The 21,041-nt window shown below is 56.8% G+C and carries 17 protein-coding genes and 4 pseudogenes; 11 read left to right on the plus strand and 10 right to left on the minus strand.

The genetic code is table 11. From position 1 onward, the window contains the following. Positions 1–268: 268 nt before the first annotated feature. Positions 269–691: pseudogene (locus RHM58_RS23080) on the minus strand (Heme peroxidase); the annotation flags it as partial. Positions 692–977: 286 nt separating this feature from the next. Next, positions 978–1,133: a DUF1654 domain-containing protein gene (locus RHM58_RS23085; protein WP_322268295.1), complete on the minus strand. Its 156-nt coding sequence runs from the start codon at positions 1,131–1,133 to the stop codon at positions 978–980. 315 nt (positions 1,134–1,448) lie between these two features. Between RHM58_RS23085 and RHM58_RS23090 the strand changes: the two genes are divergently transcribed. Continuing rightward, on the plus strand, positions 1,449–1,904 hold the full coding sequence (locus RHM58_RS23090) for a hypothetical protein (protein ID WP_322268296.1): 456 nt from the start codon (positions 1,449–1,451) through the stop codon (positions 1,902–1,904). A 509-nt stretch (positions 1,905–2,413) separates the two neighbouring features. On the opposite strand, the gene RHM58_RS23095 is transcribed toward RHM58_RS23090, so the two are convergent. The 3 genes and pseudogenes from RHM58_RS23095 to RHM58_RS23105 all read right to left on the minus strand — a co-directional run. Continuing rightward, the gene (locus RHM58_RS23095) at positions 2,414–2,623 is read right to left on the minus strand and encodes a hypothetical protein (RefSeq protein ID WP_322268297.1); all 210 of its coding nucleotides are present in this window, start codon (positions 2,621–2,623) and stop codon (positions 2,414–2,416) included. Positions 2,624–2,663: 40 nt separating this feature from the next. Next, the gene (locus RHM58_RS23100; protein ID WP_322268298.1) at positions 2,664–3,425 is read right to left on the minus strand and encodes a S24 family peptidase; all 762 of its coding nucleotides are present in this window, start codon (positions 3,423–3,425) and stop codon (positions 2,664–2,666) included. Between the two features lie 27 nt (positions 3,426–3,452). Further along, positions 3,453–3,972: pseudogene (locus tag RHM58_RS23105) on the minus strand (IS3 family transposase); the annotation flags it as partial. Between the two features lie 609 nt (positions 3,973–4,581). Here RHM58_RS23105 and RHM58_RS23110 point away from each other — a divergent pair. The 7 genes and pseudogenes from RHM58_RS23110 to RHM58_RS23140 form a co-directional block, all read left to right on the plus strand. After that, on the plus strand, positions 4,582–5,631 hold the full coding sequence (locus tag RHM58_RS23110; protein ID WP_201257246.1) for a hypothetical protein: 1,050 nt from the start codon (positions 4,582–4,584) through the stop codon (positions 5,629–5,631). Between the two features lie 326 nt (positions 5,632–5,957). Further along, a complete protein-coding gene (locus RHM58_RS23115; RefSeq protein WP_322268299.1) occupies positions 5,958–7,853 on the plus strand; it encodes an iron-containing redox enzyme family protein in 1,896 nt (631 codons plus the stop codon). After that, positions 7,850–9,691, plus strand: a complete 1,842-nt coding sequence (locus tag RHM58_RS23120) for a carbamoyltransferase (protein ID WP_322268300.1) — start codon at positions 7,850–7,852, stop codon at positions 9,689–9,691. The genes RHM58_RS23115 and RHM58_RS23120 overlap by 4 nt, the downstream gene beginning before the upstream one ends. A 157-nt stretch (positions 9,692–9,848) precedes the next feature. Then, positions 9,849–10,805, plus strand: a complete 957-nt coding sequence (locus tag RHM58_RS23125; protein ID WP_201257248.1) for a TauD/TfdA family dioxygenase — start codon at positions 9,849–9,851, stop codon at positions 10,803–10,805. Between the two features lie 43 nt (positions 10,806–10,848). Then, entirely contained in the window at positions 10,849–13,299 is a 2,451-nt protein-coding gene (locus tag RHM58_RS23130; protein ID WP_322268302.1) for an ATP-grasp domain-containing protein, read from the plus strand. A 124-nt stretch (positions 13,300–13,423) separates the two neighbouring features. Then, positions 13,424–14,059, plus strand: a complete 636-nt coding sequence (locus tag RHM58_RS23135) for a LysE family translocator (RefSeq protein ID WP_322268303.1) — start codon at positions 13,424–13,426, stop codon at positions 14,057–14,059. Positions 14,060–14,226: 167 nt separating this feature from the next. Continuing rightward, a pseudogene (locus tag RHM58_RS23140) lies at positions 14,227–14,436 on the plus strand (MFS transporter); the annotation flags it as partial. Here RHM58_RS23140 and RHM58_RS23145 read toward each other — a convergent pair. The 3 genes from RHM58_RS23145 to RHM58_RS23155 all read right to left on the minus strand — a co-directional run bounded on the left by RHM58_RS23145 (position 14,341) and on the right by RHM58_RS23155 (position 15,877). Next, positions 14,341–14,751, minus strand: a complete 411-nt coding sequence (locus RHM58_RS23145) for a nucleoid-associated protein (RefSeq protein ID WP_416195267.1) — start codon at positions 14,749–14,751, stop codon at positions 14,341–14,343. The pseudogene RHM58_RS23140 and the gene RHM58_RS23145 sit on opposite strands and share 96 nt — an antisense overlap. A gap of 120 nt (positions 14,752–14,871) precedes the next feature. After that, entirely contained in the window at positions 14,872–15,075 is a 204-nt protein-coding gene (locus RHM58_RS23150; RefSeq protein ID WP_322268304.1) for a hypothetical protein, read from the minus strand. A gap of 40 nt (positions 15,076–15,115) precedes the next feature. Next, positions 15,116–15,877, minus strand: a complete 762-nt coding sequence (locus tag RHM58_RS23155) for a S24 family peptidase (RefSeq protein WP_201257253.1) — start codon at positions 15,875–15,877, stop codon at positions 15,116–15,118. A 95-nt stretch (positions 15,878–15,972) separates the two neighbouring features. Here RHM58_RS23155 and RHM58_RS23160 point away from each other — a divergent pair, with 95 nt between their 5' ends. From RHM58_RS23160 to RHM58_RS23170, 3 genes and pseudogenes are all read left to right on the plus strand, one after another. Continuing rightward, positions 15,973–16,296 carry a transcriptional regulator gene (locus tag RHM58_RS23160; protein ID WP_322268305.1) on the plus strand — a complete coding sequence of 108 codons (324 nt, stop codon included), beginning with the start codon at positions 15,973–15,975 and terminating at the stop codon, positions 16,294–16,296. Positions 16,297–16,308: 12 nt separating this feature from the next. Beyond that, the gene (locus tag RHM58_RS23165) at positions 16,309–18,525 is read left to right on the plus strand and encodes a hypothetical protein (protein WP_322268306.1); all 2,217 of its coding nucleotides are present in this window, start codon (positions 16,309–16,311) and stop codon (positions 18,523–18,525) included. Positions 18,526–18,556: 31 nt separating this feature from the next. Beyond that, positions 18,557–19,000 (plus strand): annotated as a pseudogene (locus RHM58_RS23170) (structural protein). A 236-nt stretch (positions 19,001–19,236) separates the two neighbouring features. Here the strand turns inward: RHM58_RS23170 and RHM58_RS23175 are convergent. Next, positions 19,237–20,040 (minus strand): glycosyltransferase family 2 protein, encoded by an 804-nt coding sequence (locus tag RHM58_RS23175; protein ID WP_322268307.1) that lies wholly within the window; start codon positions 20,038–20,040, stop codon positions 19,237–19,239. Positions 20,041–20,681: 641 nt separating this feature from the next. Continuing rightward, complete coding sequence (locus RHM58_RS23180) at positions 20,682–20,891, minus strand: hypothetical protein (protein WP_201257257.1); 210 nt, start codon at positions 20,889–20,891, stop codon at positions 20,682–20,684. Positions 20,892–21,041 lie beyond the last annotated feature (150 nt).

Here is a 21,041-nt window from a genome sequence, read left to right on the forward strand (position 1 = left end):
CGGTAGTAACAGTGGTTGCTTGAGTACCTCCGATTTGGGTTGCAAGGTTATTGTTGATGTTGGATGGTGCGTCTACTGCGTGAGTTAAAGTGTCGTTAGACATAAATACTCCAAATTTTCAAATGCATAAATTAATGAATGGGTGCTGTTTTTACGATCGCCCTACTTAATGATTTCATCTGAGTCAGTATGTCTGCTTCGATAATACTTTTCGGCAGATCCAACTAAGGTTGCCGGTGTCATTTATTTACTATTCGCTTGATCTTCCTCATGCCGCGGCATTCACCAGGGTTACTCCGGCCATGCTGAAAAGCGAGCCTTGCTGAGCAACCAGGGCGTCGAATGCGTCCCAGTTGACGGTCAGCACGCTTAGCGGTGCCAGCCCGCCAGCTACGGCGTGCACCAGGGCTTCCAGATTCGTGACCTCGGCGCGGTAGGTCATCGGTTTTGCTTCATTCGCAATCCGCTGCAACTCTTCCTCTCGGATGCGCTTGCGGGTGGCTTCCGCTTTTTCTTCCTCGGCTTTCTGATGTTTCGAAATTCGAACCTTGATCAGCGCCACCAGGTCATCGTTCACCTTCAGCACCAGTTGCTGAACGTTGTTGAACAGGAAGACGTAATCGGCGGTCAGTTCGACCAAGCTCGCCAGGTTGGCGCGGATGCTGTCGCTGACCTGGCTGGCGACGATCTTTGGGCCTTTCGGCATGTTCTCCCGCTGTGTAACTGTTCTTGGCGTTTTACGCTGCACGCCCGGGTCAGTTGCCAACCCTCTGAACCGTTGAGGCCGGTTCATCGCTGCCTTTGAATCTGGGCCGGTAGTGATCCGGCAAGGTGTATCACTAAAGAGCGGCGCGGCTTTCGCTGCTGGGCCGGTGTTGCGTTGGCTTGAGATGAACAGTAGGCATTGACTAACATTTTGTAAATAGGTATTGGCTAATTATTTTTTGATAGGCATAAAAAACCCGCACTAGGCGGGGTCATATTTTCAGTCGCAGTATTTTTCGCCAGCCGATCCTGACGGTGCCGTCACTCAGGCGTTCGATGCTTACGCCGTTAGTTTCCTCAATATCTCGAATGACCTGGTGCCATGCCTCAGGGTTCTCGTCCTTTCGCCTGGATACCACGACAGCCATTTTGCTTTTTGACGCTAAGCGCCGCGATCAGCTCTTTGATTCGCCGACCGACGAGCTCATAGGAATTCTTTGGCTGCGATCCGGATGTAGGGTGAAACATAGGGCGCTCCTTGCGTTAGCTGTACGCACATACAGTATTTATCCTGACACAATTTAGCAATAGTCCCAAGCGGGCTCGGTTCGTTTAGCGAGGAGAAACCCTCTAAAAGCCCGGAATAGACGGCATGCGGGTGGATGTCTAATTGCTATCATTCGGATACAATCCGCGCCGGTCGATTTACGGCCGAGCCAATGATGGCGATATGGAGTGGTGTGATGGTTTTTCGTAAAGCGTGCGCTGGGATGGCGATAGTTTTGGCGTTTGCAGTATCCGGTTGCGCGAGCATTGTCAGTGACAGCAAGCCAAAGGTGGGGCTGTACAGCATGCCGACCAAGGCGAATTACGTGATTAAGGACAGCAAGGGAGGCGTTGTGATGAAAGGCGTCACACCTGGCGCAGCCATTCTGGAGACCAGTCGCGGTTACTTCAAAAGCGAAAGCTACACAGTCACCTTCCAGAAGGACGGCTACGCAGAGACAACTGTTCCTTTGAAATCCACGGTGAGCGGTTGGTACTGGGGCAACCTGCTGATTGGAGGTTTGATCGGTATGCTTATTGTCGACCCACTTACCGGCGCCATGTACACGCTGCCAGAAGACGCTACCGGCAATCTTTCGCCAGTCGTGCTGCCTCAGGTCTCCTTGCTGCCGGCGCCGGGTGTAACGCAGTAATTGCAGGCACAAAAAAGCCCGCGCTTGGCGGGCTTTGCAATTGGCGTTGCTGCGTTATTCTGCGGGATAGGCCCAGCCAGTTCGCGTCCAGTAGGTGGATTGGCCTATATCGGGTGCTTTCGAATACTCGGTCGCGCGCTTGAGTCCGATTTGCATTAGGTCATCACGCACTTGCATTACCGTCCACGAAATGTCCTGGCTGAGATCCAACTGCGCAAAACAGTACTTGCGTGTGATCATGACAGACCACAACGCATATTCGGCTTGGGTGTAGCTGGTATAGGCTCGATCAAAATCGCTAGGTGAAACGCAGCCGAAAGCCTCTCTGTCGAGATGTACAAGATCTTCCACAGGAGCGTGAGTTGCTTTCAACTGTCGCCGGAGCTGCTGTTGGCTTTCGGGAGAGCAGAATTATCAGCAGGCCTGCCAAGGCAATAGTTCTTGATTTGGTTTGGTGAGGGGCATGAAACCTCCTGCAAATCTACTTCGCGCCGGCTGATTCGTAAGCTTTAATGAAGGGTCGCAACTCTGCGACTCTCTCCAATCCTGACCCGATCAAGCGCACGATTTAATGCATCCAAGGCGTCGAGGAGGGCTTTCGCCTCAGATTCCCGGCCATCACCCCAAAGGCGTTCAGCCATTTTGTTCAGGGCCTGGATAGAGCGCTCAATGTCAGCAGCGGTCGTTGCTATTTTACTTTCCGGCTGTTTCTTCGGCATTCAGTAACCCTTCTGCAGGGCATTGCTTTGTCGTTCAATTTTAGCGCGCAAACATGCCCCACCAGAAAACGTGGCCCAAGATTGCGATCTGCTGATCCTGGATCTCGGCAAAGGTGTAATCCTCGTCCGGGTGCTCATCGCGGTTGAAGCTGCGTAGACGGATGCCGCTCGGCAGTCTGTAGAGTTGCTTCACGCGGAGTTGGCCGTGGTGGGTGATCGCATACATGTCGCCGTCGACGATGTCGCCCAGGGAGCTCTTGCCGACGTTGATACCTACGGTCGCGCCATCGCGCAGTACGGGCAGCATGCTGTTGCCGCTGACGAGCACGCACTTCGCGTTGCTGAACTGAACGTTGTTGTGACGAAGGTCTTTCTTGAAGAAGCGCAGCCTGGCGCTGTCGCTTTCCTCAATCACGAATCGGCCGGAGCCGGCGGCCAGTTCCACTTCGCGCAGGAAAGGGACGTAGACCTCGTCATCGTCGAGAGGGGTGTTGTCGTCCCAAGGCTGGATATCCGAGAGATGGACATCAGCTCGGATAGTTCGATCAAGGCCTTTCTCGGCTTCTGATGCCGAAAGAATATTGCCCATCCGATCGCTTAAGCCCCAGTGAGAAGGCTTCACAACGTCCGAGAAATACTCGATCAGCTCCATGAGCTTCGACTTATCGATTCGGCCCGTCTTCACCCAGCCTTGGACAGACGGACCCGCCACGCCGAAATCTTCGGCGAGCTTCTTCTTTGTAACGCGTTTGGCGACCCGAGCTTGCTCGATGGCTGCGCCTAATTCAGGACCTGTAAGCATTGCCTAATTAAGCCTATTCGTTAGCCAGGGAGTTTCTTGTCGGCGTTTCATGGATGCTGATGCCTCTGGGCCGATTAGCTGATTTTTCCAGTTGTACAAGGTCGGCCTGCACACGCCCAGCTTTTGAGCCCCGGCGTTCGCACTTTCTTGTCGCGTACACAGCGCGATGACCAGCCTGCTTCATCGCTGGCGGGCGTGATAGCCCGTCAGATCGACCAACGACGCGGGTGTGCAGTTCGGGGTGCAATTCATGAATCCAGGCACGCAACGAATCCCGTGCCGGGTAGCCCAAAGCCTTGATGGTGGAGGCGACGCAGCGCCCGTGGTCGAGATAGTACCCGACAGCCTTTTCCCTTTGGGCCAGTGAGTACTTCGGCTTCGAGAGCATGTAACCACGCGACAGGTCGAGGCATCGCTCGTACTCTTCATGCCAGCTCTTCAGAGAGTTCTTCGTCGGGTAGCCCAACTGACGAACAGTTGCCCCGGTGTGCTTCCCCAGTTTGATGTAGAGCTTGACCGCTCGGATGCGGTCTTCGTATGAATACATGAACTACCTCCAGGTAGTCCAAGATTTCTACCGCCCCCCGAAACAATATCCTGACCGATGCGTTAAAGTTTAGAGGCCGCGCAATGGAGTGGAGATACCGGTCACGCTGTTAGTGAAACGATCGTACACAATGAGCAAAATACAAAAATATTCGTATTCGCCGACGAAATACACTTTGTTACATATTGACAGCCAGAATTTACCGCCTAGAATCGGTGCTACAAATGTGCCTTCGGTGGGATCCGGAGGGAATAAGACAAAGGAGTGTACTAATGCGTGGAAACTCTCAGCAGCACCGTATTGCAACATGCAATGCTTCCAGATTACGCCTCCTGATAACAACATCCGTTCATCACACTTCTTTCTCACCGTCTCGCGGTGCGACTTCCACTGCCCCCATCTCCTCTGAATTAATTTCGACTTTCACACCTTAGAAAGCGCTATTACACAATAACTAAATTTTATGCTGTCCGGCCTACCGCGGGCTGTTGTTAGCACGTTCGCGATTTTCGAAATTATAACTTCGATAGTTGTACGGCGGTGTTCGCTCTGAAAAAAGCTTTCCTGATCAAATGGAATTCCGATTCTCACTCAAGGAGTAGTTTGACCATGTTCAAAAGTCGCAAGCGCATCGCACTTGATGATCCCGGTCTGGAACGTGTGAAGTTGACACCGCAGATGCTCGATTACGATCGATTCGCCAGTCGTGGTCGCTCCCAGTACTTGCCCTATGTCATGGGTTTCAATGCCGCCGACTACCGTTCGCCATCGATCAATACCGATCGGCTCGGCTTTCGTCTCGCCCATGATGCGCAAGGCCGACCGATCAGTGCCGGTAACCTGGGGACACACGCACCGCAGGCGGTCAATCTGCTGGTCGGGGCCTCGTCAGCCTTGGGATATGGGGCCTCCAGCGATGCCGCCTCGGTGGCGAGCCGCCTTGCCGCGCAGGATCCCGACGGTACGCCATGGTTGAATTTTGCGGGACACTGCTTCAATTCGACCCAGGAATTGATGCTGTTCATTCTGCATGTCCACCGCTTGCCCAAAGTGCGCAAGATCGTGGTCATGGGCGGCTTCAACACGCTGGTCATGGCCCGTCTTCCCGAGTTCATTCGCGGTGACCTGCCGCCGTACCACTTCTGCGGCGATTACTATGAAAAGTTTGATGAAATTGCGGAGGAAAATGGCGCCGAACTGCCGCCCGTCAAACTTCCAAAGTGGCCGACCGAAACTACCGCAGTGCCACCGATTGCACACACGGTGGCACGCGCCGCCGAAGACACGCTTAATTGTTTGACCACGTGGAAACGACTTGCTGACTCCCTCGGTGCGGAACTTTCATTTCTCATGCAACCCTTGGCGACTTGGGTGAGAAAGCCGTGCACCGAAGAGCAGAAGTTGTTCGATGAACTTGACCGGATTTCCCGATTTGGTACGTGGCAAAACTTGTACGGTGATATATCGGATCCCGCCGTCGCTGACCATTATTCCGATAACCTGGCCAGCGGTTGTCATGCACTGGGTATTCGATTTTGCAATCTGGTCGATGATTTACGTCAACGCCCGACCGATGAATGGTTATTTGTCGACCGCGCACACTATACCGACGTTGGCAGTGATGTCGTGGCACGCGCCATTCATCGAAATCTGCAGTAAGGATTAAGGAGGTCTTATGTTAAAGCGAATTCGCAAGGCACTTGGCGGTTTGTTCAAGAGAAAGAAAAAAGCCAAGAAGAAAAACAATTCCTCTATCTATCCAATGTACTGATGAAGACTAATCGGCAGATTTTTCCAGCTTCCTCGGGGCCCAGGCAGGGGAAGAGGCCAGGCGGGTGTTTACCTCGGCCTCCCTGCGCACCTGCCTCGAGACAGTGCCTGGAGCAGACCTGACAGACGTCGACTTCGCCAGCGAGACGGCCCTGGCCGGGCTGCCAGGCGTTGCATTCGAACGGCTCCGACCCGTGCGCGAAGGATTTCGAAGGTTGACGCAGGCGATCAAGGCTGACGAAAAGGATGCCCGGGCGCTGCGTGCCAAAGCGGCGCTGGAGTCGGCGCCCTTGCTGATCGGCAGCCAGTACCTGATTCATGGGCTGTGTGGCAGCTGGAACAACGAAGCGCGCTACGCGATGGCAGCGCTGAGAATCCATGCGGCGGATGTCGGTGTCGGTCAACCGGCGGCCAGTCGTATCCAACGCTACCAGGAGTTGCTGCGTCAACATGGGCTGGCGGATGCCGGCGAAGACCTGCTGCGGGCGGGGGGCGACCCGAGGATCTCGGATGGGGCCTTCAACTTTGCCTCGACGCTAGCCGTGCTCGGGCATTTCCCCGAGTCGCTGATGGCCCAGGTCCTGGGGGCCAACCTGTACCTGCGTCATTGCGGGCTGCTGCCCTCGTTCGAGTTCATCGCTGACAATGAACCTTCCGCCTGCCAATTCCTCGATCTGCGTCGCGACCCCGCCGGGGGTACAGATGACCTCGCCGCGCTCGCCGAAACGGCAGTGCGCGAATTCCTCCTGCACGCGGGGGAGTCGGGCCACACTGGCGTACGCCAGGGTTACCGGTGGGCACGCTGGCAGGCCGAGGCGATGAGCGAGGCGCTGCTCGATGTGCTTGAGCGCTGGCTCGATCCGAGGGAGGCGGCGCGTCACCTGATCAGCCGTCGTCGGCTGGATGCTTGCCAATACCATGACAAGACGCGACTGAACAAGGCGCCGATGAAGCCCTTGCTGGAGGTCGACGATTCCTTGACCTTCCTCGACCACCTTGCCGCCAGCACCTACGTGAGGGCGGGTAAGCCGGAGTCGAGTCCGCTGCTCACCAGCCTGATTTCGCCGCGGGGCAAGATGTTCCGCATCTTCAGCCGCGACGACATCGTCATTCTTCATCGATGGATCGCCGGCTTGCCCTACGCCGATGCGCCCCTGCAACCCGCGGCCTGCCAGATGTGGAAGGACGACGGCAGGCTCGTTGGGGCCATCCGGGAGGACATCGAGGCGCCGGCCCTGGTCACCAGCCTCAGCCTGCGACAGGCCTACCCGCGCCTGCTGCGCGTGGAGCTCACGCCTGCTGAGGAACACTACAGCGGACACTACGTGACACGCTGGCTTGCCAGGGCCGCGAGTGGGGTCGCCAACGGGCGTTGCCCATTGCCGGAGCAATGGGCTCCCGGTGTTCTGCAGCCATGGTTGCAGGGCCAGCACGTGGCGTCCAACCAGTCACTGGAACAGGATGAAGAGCTGCCATCGCGCGAGGACGTGGTGGCCGATATCCTCTCCCTTGCGCCGTTGACGATGATCGACGGTGCCTGGCTGGCGGGATTCGCCCATCCGGCGGTGGCCTCCACCGCGTACGGCAGCCGACTGTTCGAAACGCTTTTCGATGAGCTGGGCAACGGCATCGAGGCTCAGAACCATCCCGTCATCTACCGCCATCTGCTCAAGGCGATACATGGTGAGTTGCCAGCCACCGCCGACCCCGGCTACGCCAATGCCGCCTGCTTCAACGACGAAGACTTCGAACTGCCGGTGTTCTGGTTGTCGATCAGACGATATTCCCAAACCTACTGCCCGGAGATCCTCGGGTTGAACCTGGCGATGGAGCTGTCCGGGGTCGGTGGCGGCTATCGGCGTACCCACAAGGCCTTGGTTGCCTATGGCTATCCGACGATGTTCGTCGACCTGCACAACTCCATCGACAACATATCCACCGGGCATACGGCATGGGCTGCCGCGAGCCTGGATGCCTACCTCAGCGCATTTCCTCGAAGTGATCGTGACGAAATGTGGGCGCGGGTCCGTACCGGATTCGTCGCGCTCAATCCACCCAGGGAGCAAACCATGCTGGACAAGTTTCGCAAGAAAGTGAGGGCGCTGCTATGACGTACACGCTTGGCATCTCGGCCTTCTATCACGACAGTGCGGCCACCTTGGTAATAGACGGCAAGATCGTTGCCGCCGCCCAGGAAGAACGCTTCAGTCGGGTCCGCCATGACCCGGGGTTTCCACGCCAGGCCATCGAGTACGTCCTGGTGCACGCGGGCATCAAATTGGCCGACGTCGACCATGTCGCCTATTACGAAGATCCGGCGCTCAAATTCCGCCGTGTGCTCTCGACAGCCGTCGTGGCGGGGCTTTCAGCCGTGCGCACCTATGCGCCGGCACTGGGTGACTGGCTGTCGACCAAGCGGCGGATGGACCGTGAGGTTGTACGTCATCTGAAAGCGATGGGCGACCGGGACGGTCGTCAGGTCGAAGTGCATGGTCACCACGAATCCCACGCCTCTTCGGCGTTCTTTCCCAGTCCGTTTGAGAGCGCCGCAATCCTGTGCATCGACAGTGTCGGTGAATGGGCGACGACGACCCTCTGGCACGGCAAGGCAGACGGCATCAAGCTGGTCGCGGAGTTGTCCTTCCCCCATTCGCTGGGCCTGCTCTATTCGGCGTTCACCTACTTCTGCGGTTTCAAGGTGGACTCCGGCGAATACAAGCTCATGGGGCTAGCGCCCTACGGCAAGACGACCTATGTCGACACGATTCTCTCGAATCTGATCGATGTGAAGCCCGACGGCAGTTTCAGGCTCGACTGGACCAAGTTCGAGTTCATCAAAGGCGAAGTGATGACGGGCAAGGCCTTCGAGCAACTGTTCGGTGGACCCCGGCGCTTGTCCGAGGCGCCACTGACCGAGCGCGAGTTCGACCTGGCGGCATCGGTGCAGAAAGTCACGGAAATAGTGGTGTCGCGCCTGGCCAGGACTGCCCGTGAACTGACAGGCGAGACATCGCTGTGCATGGCCGGGGGCGTCGCCCTCAACTGCGTGGCCAATGGCGTGATCTCCCGTGAGCGAACCTTCGACAGGCTGTGGGTGCAACCGGCGGCGGGCGATGCAGGTGGTTCCCTGGGTGCCGCGCTGCTGACCGACCGCAAATGCCGTGGGGTGACCCGCCGCGAACTGCCCGCTGGTGTCCTCGATGGCATGAGCGGAGCCTTGCTCGGCCCGGAATACAGTGAGGAACAGATCAGGGACGAACTGGAAGCCTGCGGCGCCGTTTTCCACAGGCTTTCACAGGAAGAGGTCGACCGCCGGGTGATCACCAGCATCGAGGACGGCGGGGTGATCGGCTGGTTCCAGGGGCGGATGGAGTTCGGCCCACGCTCGCTGGGCGGCCGTTCGATCCTCGGAGATCCGCGCCGCGCGGACACCCAGACGACCATGAACCTGCGCATCAAGTTTCGCGAATCCTTCCGCCCTTTCGCGCCTGTGGTGCTTGAGGAACAAGCGTCGGACTACTTCGACATTGTCGAGGAAAGCCCCTACATGCTGGTGGTCTCGCCGGTGGCTGAGGCCATTCGCAGGGTGATCCCACAGGAACAGGCGCAGCTGACCGGCATCGACCTGCTCAAGGTGGCGCGCAGCAATTTGCCGGCGATTACCCATGTGGACTTCTCGGCCAGGGTGCAGACCGTGGACCGGGAGCGCAACCCGCGGTTCCGCGCGCTGCTTGAGCGCTTCTACCAGCGTTCCGGGTGTCCCGTATTGGTCAACACCTCGTTCAACGTGCGTGGCGAGCCGATCGTGAACACGCCATTCGAAGCCTATCGCTGCTTCATGCGCACCAACATCGATGTGCTGGCGATCGGCGATTTCTACCTGGACAAGTCGGAACAGCCCCAGTTCGAGGAAGCCGTCGACTGGCGCGAGACCGTGCCGTTGGACTGATGGACTGATGGACTGATCATTTCATTCACTAGGGAAGGTGCACCATGGATTACGTTCTGCTCTACCTGATCCTGCCGCTGGGGATGTTTATCCGTCGAACCCGCGCGTTCGCCCACCGGCCGGATCCCAAGGTCAGCTCATACTTGAACCGCAAATCATGAGCCTCATGGCCATAGATGTTCAGCAGGCTTCGATGGTCCAGGTCATGATCATCGATTCGCCCGACCTGAGCGGGCTGGAGGGCTGTCGCGCGAAGTTGGCCGAAATGCCGCACCGCGCCGACAGCGTGGGAGAAATCGGCGGGGACTGGCTGAGCACCGTGTTGGGCAGCGACAACGTCGAGGCGATCCGTGCGTTCCCCGCCAGCCCGTTCAAGGCACTGCTGGTGCGGGGTATCTCGCTCTCCACGGATGTCGCGACGCCGTGCAATGGCTTCCTGCCCAATGCCCAGTGCATCCTGGACTTCGACCTGCTGCAGTTCGGCATGCTGCAGCTGCTGGGTGTCAGGCCGCATGCGGTCGAGTACGAAAACCTCGGCAAGCTGGTCAGGAACGTGGTGCCGGTGCCGGAGGCTGCGGGCACCACGAGTTCCTGGGGCGCGGACGTGGAGTTTTTCTGGCACACCGACAATCCCAACTGGCCCTTCGACGACCAGGGCCGGGATGTCACGACATCCGTGCCGAACTTCCTGGCCTTTGCCGCCGTGCGCAATTTCGAAGGTGCCTCCACCGACATCGTCTGTGTGGATCATATCCTCTCACAGCTGCCCGCCTGGGCAACGGCCCAGTTGCAGAAGCCTGCCTACACCTTCGGGGCTCCTGCTTCCAACGAGGGCTTCGATGGCCAGCAGAAGGTGCTGCCGATCCTGGAGCAGGGCGATAGCGGTTATCGCCTGCGCTTCGACGACGGCATCGTGGCGGCGCTCGACCCGGACAGCAAAGAGGCCCTCGGGCTCCTGTGCCAATGCCTGCGCGATGCCCAGGGTATCGAAGTGGTGATGCAACCGGGTGACTTCTTCATTTTCAAGAACGCCCGCGTGCTGCATCGACGCAAGGCGTTCCAACCTATGCCCAACAGCAAGGCGCGCTGGCTGCGCAGGGTGTACTGCAGTTGAACCTTTTCTTCAAAATCCATCACGATAAATAGGGAACTCACGCATGAACAAACGTATCGCAGTAATCGGTGGCCGCCCCGCGCCCATTCACGGAGCCAAGGAACTGGGCATCGACGTAGTGCTGGTGCACCAGGAGGGTGACTACGAGCAGGAGATCCACGCTCATTGCGAACAGGTGGTGCATGCCAGGATCGACGACGCTGAGGCGATCATCAAGGTGCTCGAACCCCTGCATCGCGAACGTCCGTTCGATCGCATCATCACCACCACCGAAGTGGCGGGCGAGTCGACGGGCAAGGTGGTCGATCATTTCGGCCTCACCGGAGTTTCCTACAAGACCGCGCGCCTGCTCAAGGACAAGGTGGCTATGCGCGAACTGCTGGCCAAGCATGACCTGAGCCCGGTTGCCTATCGCCATGTCACCAGCGCGCAGATCGCCATCGCGTTCGTCAAGGAGCATGGCAAGTCGGTGCTCAAGCCGGCCGAAGGCGTCGCCAGTCTGCATATCCATCCCTGCGATGACGAAGCCTCCGCCACCAAGGCCTGGCAAGCGCTGCAGGACGCCGACGTCAAGCACATCATCATCGAGGAATACCTGGAGGGGCCGGTCGTCAGCGTGGACTCCTTCTCCTTCAAGCGCCGCCACCTGCCGATCGGCTACTCCCAGTACCGCATGAACGACAAGTACGTCGAGTGGGAGGTCAGCACGCCAAGCACCGATGCCAAGAAATGGCTGAAAGAGCTGAAGGAAATGACCTGCCGCCTGCTCGACGCCGTGGAGCTGGAGGAAGGCCCTTCCCACAGCGAGTTCGTGCTGACGCCAAAAGGCCCTCGGGTACTGGAGTCCCACGCCCGCCTGGCCGGTTCGGGTGCCCCGGAATTGGTGAGACGCGCGTTCGGCCTCGACCTGAACCGGATGTTCCTGACCGTGCCCCTGGGTATCGACACCCTGCCGGAAGTGTCGCCAGAGCCGAAGGCCGGTGCGGCGATCCAGTTCTTCGTGCCGACACCTGGCAAAGTGATGAAGGTCGAGCTCGACCTCAAGCCTGACGTCGACGTGCGTCACACCAAGCAGGGCGAGACGCCACTGGTGTTCCTGCCGTTCCTGTTCGAGCTGGGCCAGGCCGAGCGTGCCGTGGTCATCCAGAAGCACGAGGGCGACCAGATTCCACCTCTCGATACCGTTGCCGACTGCGTCTCGGGGTATGTCCTGGCAACAGGCGTCTCGCGTGAGGACGCGGTCCGGATCGGCGACGAACTCGGTGGAGGCCGTTCATTTCATCGTGGAGCCCAAGGCATGAGCTACCTGCTCTGCTTGCATCGTTGGGTCGGCTCCCAAGCCCTCTACGACCGATACGAGTTGCCTGCGGGGATGATGATTCGGGCGATCTGCACGCCCGAATCCATCGCATCGCTGCCGAGTGAGCGCCTGGCGTCGAGTTCGACGCTGGCCTCGCTGGACGATACCGGGGCGGTCATGGCCGAGGTCGAACGCCTGGTCGCGCAGCACGGTGTACCGGCGCTGGTGGTCGCCCTCAATGAGGGCGACCTGCTCAATGCCGCGTCGATTCGCGAGCGATGGAAGGTGCCGGGAGACCGGGTTGCCTGGACCGAGCGGTTTCGCGACAAGCTCACCATGCTGGACATCGCGGGTCGGCAGACGTCGATCAGCGTGCTGCCGGCGGTGAACGCCGATTCCCGTGAAGCCGTGGAGCAACTGGCGACCGAGCATGGCTATCCGCTGGTGCTCAAACCACGCTATGGTACGGCGAGTCGTGGCGTGAAGATCCTTCGCGGTCCTGGGGATCTTGATCCGTTGCAACAGGCCGTGGAGCCCATGATGGTCCAGGTCTACTGCGCCGCCCCGATCCTGCACGTAGACGGTTGGTGGGATGGGCAGCGGATCGTGGTGGTCACCGCGTCGCGCTATGTGAACAGTTGTGCCGATTTCGGTCCGGACAGCCCGCTGGGCAGTATCGAGCTGGAGGAGGGCGAGGACGAGCAGCGGATTGCGCGGCGCGTCGAGCAGTTGCTGGCGGCCTTCGCGCCGGAGCGGGAAATCGTCTTCCACCTCGAACTGTTCGACCGGGGTGACGAGTTGCTGTTCCTTGAGATTGGTGCCCGTGTCGGCGGTGCTGAAATTCCGTTCCTCTGGCGGGAGGTGAGGGATATCGACCTGCTGGGGATTGCCTGGGAACTCCAGACAGGGGCGTCCACCCGCTACAGGGACCTTGCACGCAGCCGCAGCAATGAGGGCAGACCCTTGCGTCGTGAACGTGGGGCCTGGGTGATCGCCCGGCGCGGCAGTTCGCCGCACGATGGGCTGGGAACCCTGTACTGGGCCCAACCACAGGACCTTGAGCACTCCGCCAGTGGTGTCTATGAGGGCTCCAGGACCCGCTTGCGCCTGCGCAGCTTCGATGGTCCCGCGCTGGTACACGATGTGGGGAAGGTCTTCGAACAGTTATCCGAACTATGGAGTGTTCAATCGTGAGAACAGCAGTTGTAACGGATGCCAACGCTGGCATTGACGAGGCGTACGGCCGCACCTTGGCCCGTCGTGGCGGGCGCGAACAGCTGCCGGCCACCCATTTTTCTGTACACGAAGGAGCACGCTGATGGTTTCGCCGGAAAACCTGGCCGGTGTGGCCATCATTGCCCTGGGCATGGTGCTGACACCTGGACCGAACATGATCTACCTGACCTCGCGGGTGATTTCCCAAGGGCGACTGGCGGGGATGATTTCCTTGGCCGGCGTGGCCCTGGGCTTCGTGTGCTACCTGGTGGCTTCGGGACTGGGGCTGGCGGCCTTGTTCAAGGCCGTGCCGGTGGCCTACGACGTCGTCAAGATCGCGGGCGCATTCTATCTGGGCTACCTGGCCTGGAACATGCTCAAGCCCAGGGGCGCCTCCCCTTCGAAGGCGCGCGAACTGCCGCCTCACTCGCCGAAGCGGCTGTTCACCATGGGGCTGGTGACAAACCTGCTGAATCCGAAGATTGCGCTTATGTATTCCGCGCTGATTCCCCAGTTCATCGATCCTTCCGCGGGATCGACCCTACAGCAGTTCATTCAGCTGGGGCTGGTACAGATCGTCATTGCCGTCACCGTGAACGGTATCATCGTCCTGGCCGCCTCCCGGGTCAGCAGCTACCTGACCAAGCGCCCCACTGCCATGCGCACCCAGCGCTGGGTTTCCGGAACTGTACTTGCTGTGTTTGCGGTCGATATCCTACTGCGCAAGCCGATGACCTGATAGAGGAGCGGGCCTTGCGCAGGTCCTGGAGCTGTACAGGGAACGGCTTTAACACAAAAAGTCCCGCGTTGAGGTGGGACCTGCGTCATTAAGAACGCAGCAATTACCAACAAAAGCCTAACGCATCGGAACCGGTTGTGGCTGGTAGTAGCCCGGTGGCGGTGCCTGGTAATAACCGGACCATGAACATTGGGCTGAGCATCCAGGTCGCGGCGCTGCTGATGCTAACGGTTCCTGCGGCCTGGTTGACCATCCCTTGGGTAATGGGCGCTCAGGCGCTGTCAGGGATCGCCAAAGACCTGAACAAGATGAGTGCCAAAAGCTCCATCAAACTCCTGGTGTCCGATGGGCAACAGGGCCGGTTTTATCAATGGATAGTCGGTCATTCCTTGCAGGTGGTGGCAAAAGAAGATGTTGCCGCCCACCGTCAGGCTGGATTCTTCCATGAGCTTTTGCAGATGCTCGATGGCGGTGCCGCTGAACTCCGTAAAGTCTTCGGTGCCAGCAAGGTATTTGCTGAGCCAGCCGCTGAAGCGGGGCGCGCCGGATTCGGCATGGAAGAAGCCCCAGCCTTTTCCAGTCTTGGCGTTATAGCTTTCGTTGAACTGTTGAACCAGCTCGTCGCGGGCTTGGCTCTCGACGAGTTCGCCGGCGCTACGGTGCAGAATATAGGGGCAAGCGATCGTAAGCATTTCAATTTCATGGCATCCCCCCAAAATTAAGTGCGAACTCTACCATTCGTGGCGCACGCCCACCATTGACGAGGAGGGCGGGCAGAACGAAAAAGCCCGTCGCGAGCTGAGTCGTAGATTTTAATGGAGGACTCTTCGGCTCTCCCCAATCCTGACCCGATCAAGCGCACGATTTAATGCATCCAAGGCATCAAGTAGGGCTTTCGCCTCAGATTCCCGGCCATCACCCCAAAGGCGTTCAGCCATTTTGTTAAGGGCCTGGATAGAGCGCTCAATGTCAGCAGCGGTCGTTGCTATTTTGCTTTCCGGCTGTTTCTTCGGCATTCAGTAACCCTTCTGCAGGGCATTGCTTTGTCGTTCAATTTTAGCGCGCAAACATGCCCCACCAGAAAACGTGGCCCAAGATTGCGATCTGCTGATCCTGGATCTCGGCAAAGGTGTAATCCTCGTCCGGGTGCTCATCGCGGTTGAAGCTGCGCAGACGGATGCCGCTCGGCAGTCTGTAGAGTTGCTTCACGCGGAGTTGGCCGTGGTGGGTGATCGCATACATGTCGCCGTCGACGATGTCGCCCAGGGAGCTCTTGCCGACGTTGATACCTACGGTCGCGCCATCGCGCAGTACGGGCAGCATGCTGTTGCCGCTGACGAGCACGCACTTCGCGTTGCTGAACTGAACGTTGTTGTGACGAAGGTCTTTCTTGAAGAAGCGCAGCCTGGCGCTGTCGCTTTCCTCAATCACGAATCGGCCGGAGCCGGCGGCCAGTTCCACTTCGCGCAGGAAAGGGACGTAGACCTCGTCATCGTCGAGAGGGGTGTTGTCGTCCCAAGGCTGGATATCCGAGAGATGGACATCAGCTCGGATAGTTCGATCAAAGCCTTTCTCGGCTTCTGATGCCGAAAGAATATTGCCCATCCGATCGCTTAAGCCCCAGTGAGAAGGCTTCACAACGTCCGAGAAATACTCGATCAGCTCCATGAGCTTCGACTTATCGATTCGGCCCGTCTTCACCCAGCCTTGGACGGACGGACCCGCCACGCCGAAATCTTCGGCGAGCTTCTTCTTTGTAACGCGTTTGGCGACCCGAGCTTGCTCGATGGCTGCGCCTAATTCAGGACCTGTAAGCATTGCCTAATTAAGCCTATTCGTTAGCCAAGTAGGCAATGGCTTGTCGGTAATTAGTTAATGACTTATATTTGGCGCATAACAAGCCGGAGAACCCCATGACACCAGCAGAAGCGGTTCGAAAGGCAACCGGGATTTTGGGCGGCCAAACAGCGCTGGCCAGCCGTCTTGATGTTCGAACTCCAACTGTTAGCCAGTGGTGTTCGGGAGGTCGGCCGGTCCCGGTGGCAAGAGCGATTCAGGTCGAAGCGCTCACAACTGAGCGGGATTTTTGTACTCGAGGAATACCAATGACTTACAACACCGGCAACGCGCTGGGATCGAGCGACGTTCTCGACCTGAATGACAACGCGGTCAATTTGGACTGGTTCGCCAACGGTCCCGCCGCGTTCTACCCCGACCGATTCGGTACATTCCGCTAATCCGTCGCGGGAATGAATGCCGAGTTCGTGGCGGCTCAGGTTTCAAGCGCTAACACCTTCATCTCCACACAAAACGCCAAGCAGGAAGCCTTCGACGCTGCGCAGCTTGCCAGGGCAAACGAATACACCACCGACAAGAGCGATCGAGATACTGGGTTCGCCGCCGATCAGGCAGAGCGAGTCGTCGAGTTCTGCGAGTTTCTGGAGTCCAGTGGCTACGAGGCGCCAGTCGATTATGTAGCAGGTCTTGGCATCACTCGCCCGACGCAGACCGTCCGCTTCGGTGGCGAACTTTACCGAGCGAAGGGTGCAAGCCTGCCGTTCACCACCACCACTTGGCCGGCGGACTCGGCCAAGTTCTTTGCTATTGGTGATGCCGCCCTGCGCCAAGAGCTGGCTTCTACTGATTCGATCAAAGGCGCCACCCTGGTAGCCCATTCGACCGTTCACGTCGCCTCCATTATGGATTTGCAGACAGCCAAACGCGATCCAGCGTGGGCGGTTCAGACCTCGGCGTATCGCCCGGGCGTGTTCGCTCTTGGTGCGCCCCGCAGCACCAACGGAGGTGGGCGTTTTATTTGGATGGAAAGCGTCCCGAAAACTCAACACAACGGCGGAACGGTTATCAGCCCTAGTGTTCCTTGGAGTGGTGAACAGAACACCCTTGCGGCATTCCTCAAGGCAACTGGCGAAACCAGTCCAGGCGGCAATGGCTGCTTTGTTTTGGTCTTGCAGGGCGAACTATATGCCGAGCAGTTCGGCGCAATTGGCGATAACGCCTCAGATAACAGTGCGAGTTTCCAAGCGGCAACCAACTACCTGCAATCGGTATCTACGGGCGGGAAGCTACGCATTGGCCTTGGTCAGTTTCAACTGTCCACCGCCATCAAGAACGATCGGTCGACTAACGCAGCCGTTGGACGGGTTTCCTACGTGGGGGCGGACGAAAACGGTACGCAGCTGCTGTACACCGGGTCGGGCAACTGCTTCGAGATCCTGAATAGCCACGCTGTTGGAGTCGAGAACTCGACTTCTTGTCAGATAGTTTCTGACATGTCGATATTCAAGGTTGGATCTGCAGGTGCGACCGTCGGTATCGTGGTGAATCTTGGAGCGTGGCCAAAGTTTGAGCGACTAAACATTCAAGGGTTTGATTACGGAATGTATCTACAGGACGTAGATCATCCATATTTCAGCACGGTCAATCTTCGCTTCAACAACAAGGGCATATATGCGCAACGAGCAATACCTGCCAGAGCGCTTAGCACCGCACCAAACAACTATACGTTTGTTTCGTGCAGTATCAGCAATAACGGCACGTATGGGATGTATATCGTAGGTGGATCAGCTATTAACTGGTATGGCGGATCTTGCGAGTATAACGGGCATGTTATTGGTTCGGCCGGATTTGGGGTTCAACTGGAAGACTGCGGGTACGAAGGAGGGGTGGGGGCCAACTTTAATAATGTGTATTTCGAGGCTAACAACGGCATAGCCGATGTTATCCTTAAGACACAGAATGTCGACAGCGGTGCCGTGCTTGGCGCACTCCACAAAATCAGCTCGGACTTCCATCGAAATCTGACAGGCTCGAACATAAACAACATTCTGTGCGTTTTCGGGCCGCCCGGGTCAGTGGGCACGCAGGTTCTTAATGTGCATGGATCGGCCTTTAAGTCATTCGGTGGCTATGTGCCGAATGCGGCAACCAAGAACATCTCATTCTCTGACACTGTCGCAAGTGCCGGCAACTTCTTTGATGCTGGCGCGTTCTACGCAGACCCAGTAGAGCGTCCTGTATTTGCCCAAACGCATAACAAATATTATGCGACCGTTTCCAAGAGTGCTAATCAAGCAGTGCCTACTGCGGTCTGGACCAAACTATTACTTGACGCCGTACCCAATTTCTTTCTATTGGCTCCATCATTGTCGACTCATGACATTTCGATTCCAGAAACCGCGCTATTCAACGTGTCTGCTACGATTAGTTTTAGTGGGAACGTTGCTGGTCTGCGCGGTGTTCGGTTTAAAATTGGAAGCCTTGTTGTCGCTTCTGCTAGTACCTCTGCCGTGGCGGACAATGTTGTATCTCTTGATATGACTCGGTGTATGTCCATAGGGAATACTCTTAGCGTGGAAGTGTTGCAGGCGTCCGGCGGAAGTCTCGACGTGCAAGGAGTTAATATTGGGAATACGCTTATAAACATAAATAAAGTAGTTGGGCAATAATGGCGAGCTATTAACGAAAGCCTCTCCGTCGATAGCGCTATTTCCGCATGGAGAAAAGTGTAATCATCGACAAGACACACGGGGCCGCAACCGCAACCCCGGAAACATTTACTACAACCCAGCCAATCAGTGGCAGGGGTAGCTCAAGCCAGACCCCGCTATCGAGAAGCGATTTGCCAGATTCGACGTACCCGAGAACGGTATCCGAGCCCTGGGCATGACGTACCAGCGTAAGCGCGGGCTGAAGACGGTGAAGGCGATTATCAGCCGGTGGGCACCCTCGGCAGAGAACGACACCGACGCTTATGTGCGTGCCGTCGAGGCGAACACTGGCACCAAGCCTGGTGCCCAGATCGATCTGTCTATTCCGGCGGTGATGCAGGGCTTCGTGAAAGCGATCATTCACCACGAGAACGCCGGGTATGCCTACCCCGAAACGGTTCTGACTGAAGGCGTGCGGCGGGCGCTGGCATGAGCCCGGTGCAGAAGCTGGTCGGGCTGTTGGTGCTGAACGTGGCGCTGACGGCCGGCAGTGCGGCGGGCACCTGGAAAGTTCAGGACTGGTGCTAGAGGGCCCACAACAATTGATTTGGATACGGAAGATAAACCATGCACTTTTATACTGCGACGCCCATCTTAGATAAAAATTTAGCTCCTAGGGCTAAACCCCGTGAGCAAGGAGCTGTAAATGTGATGGCAAGTGGCTGTAACTCAACTTTTTCGGCCACCTCTGTCTTTGTATTCGCCGACTACTTGATTATATATTTTGGCCCTTCGATGAGTGTCAGCATAGCCTCCCATCGCAGAGACCGTTCCGCTTTGAAGATGGTCAAGATAACTAAATATTTTTCGCGGAGAAATAAAGTTGATCGTATAGCCTAGCGCAACCATTCTGTCTTGCAGTTCATAACCGGGATTTCGATCATCCATTAGAAAGTGAAGTCCGTGTTTTTTAATTAATCGTACGTTCCTCAAAGCACAAAAGCTCTTTAAATACGTCTCTCTATAGGGTTTAGGATCTTTTGCTTGCATCCCTAACACCCGTAAGCCTCGTCGAGAGTAGTGCTTGATAAATCGCGAAACCAGGCGCCAGGTAGATCTGGTCCAGCCTCGATTCAACTGCTCAACGCATCCAACCGCTGCAACTTTGTGTGCGCCGGCGCAAGAGTCAATCATCATGGGGAAAATAGCGGGGTCATAAATAAATGTATCGGTATGCAGCAAAAATACATATTCGGTTTCAATCTTGTCTAGCGCCATATCCAGTGCTCGACCATGCGCCACGCTCCCAGCTTCGGGCCCCCATGATTTTCGCTCGATCAAGTTGACCCAGTTCAAGGTGCGTAGGTATTCGCTGCTCGTATCGTTTGAGTCATTGTCCACCACGTAAACGGGAACCCCAATTTCCCGCAATCCTTCGTACAATAGGTTTAGGCAGGTCTGGGTGAGTTGAAGGGACCTATAGTTAACGAGGATAATGCTATAGTTCGTCGCGGAAGCAGAAGAAGAGTTCATAATTAAAATCTCAGTAATCGAACGTTTTGATCCTTCGTTCCATCGACGGAGTTTCTTATGTGATCACCAGAAAAAGCCTTTGATCACGCAAGCGCACTTTTGCACCTGACACAATTTTCTTGTGGCGTACAACGTCACACCATCCTGAGTGTTTATTTAAATAAAAATAATTAAACTTGGATTTTGCACTGATTGCACTTTTATACAAGTCTGTTCGGAATGCGAAGATTGAAGACGCAAAGAATGTGAATCGACGCCCAGCCACACCTCCGAAAACTAATACCAGGCATGTAGCCATTCAGTGAAAGGAATGTGAAATATTTAGTGTTTTTCGCTTATTTAATAACTCTTCTGTCTCCCCAGCTTTTAAATACACCGGCGCTTCTTTAAAATTAACATGACTTAATTTCTATTTTTCCGTCTCTGATCTGAGCTATTTGTAGATGGAGATATGAGCAGTCTGGATAAGTTTTTAACTTGCGATGACTTATTTGTTCTGAGGTGCTCTCAGCCACAAACTCTCGGGTTGGGCGCCCATTTTGACTGTGGAGAGTAGATACTATCCGCTATTGACGTTGTGCCAATAGTTTCGGCAGCCGCTGCCACGATTACATCGGTAGCTTTCCGTTTTTCAGATTGCTTTAATCCGGCGCCATCAGCACTGCCAGCGTCAGCTTAATGAACTCCTCGTTCTTGTCGATGGTGTCCAGGGCGCCGCGGACGTTGTCGGCGACATCGGCTGCGCCACGTGCCTCGACCCAGTTGGGAAGCTCCATGATGGCGGCCTCAAGGGCGAGTTGGTTTTCATTGATCTTGTACAGCAGGGAAGGGAGTAAGTCTGAATGGGGCATTGCGAGTCCTCAGTTTTGAGGACAGCGTAGCAGCGGAAATGTCGTGACACATATGGGAAATTGAAGCGGTCGGCAGGACGCCGGAGGAGGAAGAAAAGCGGCTAGTTTTGTAACGGTTACCAAATAGTTTTGTAACGCCTCCAAAAATCA

Source organism: Pseudomonas sp. 10S4, assembly GCF_034344865.1.
Lineage (GTDB): Bacteria > Pseudomonadota > Gammaproteobacteria > Pseudomonadales > Pseudomonadaceae > Aquipseudomonas.